Annotated in this window: 1 pseudogene; it reads right to left on the reverse strand. The window is 42.3% G+C overall.

Annotated features, from left to right (window positions below):
• Positions 1–99 (reverse strand): annotated as a pseudogene (locus tag AK963_RS36470) (IS982 family transposase); the annotation flags it as partial.
• Between the last annotated feature and the right edge of the window lie 154 nt (positions 100–253).

The following is a 253-nucleotide window of genomic DNA, read 5'->3' on the forward strand; positions in this document are numbered from 1 at the left end:
AGCGATACGTGATGTCATATGCCATCTATCTCGACAACGGCACTTTTCTATTTCAAAGCGCTCTGTCAATTGACCTATCACTGTTTCTATTCGCCGTCGCACCCGTAGTACCAGCTTTACAAACGTCGTAAGCGCCAATTTAACCTGCGTATATTGCCATTTTATCCTTAAAATGCTTGTGTAAATGGTTGCTGGCTTATCCTTTGCCAATTGATAGCTCAACTCTCTATTGTAGAAGTTCTTCAAGCCAGTC

The sequence above is a fragment of the Endozoicomonas atrinae genome, from assembly GCF_001647025.1.
Taxonomy (GTDB): Bacteria; Pseudomonadota; Gammaproteobacteria; order Pseudomonadales; family Endozoicomonadaceae; genus Endozoicomonas; species Endozoicomonas atrinae.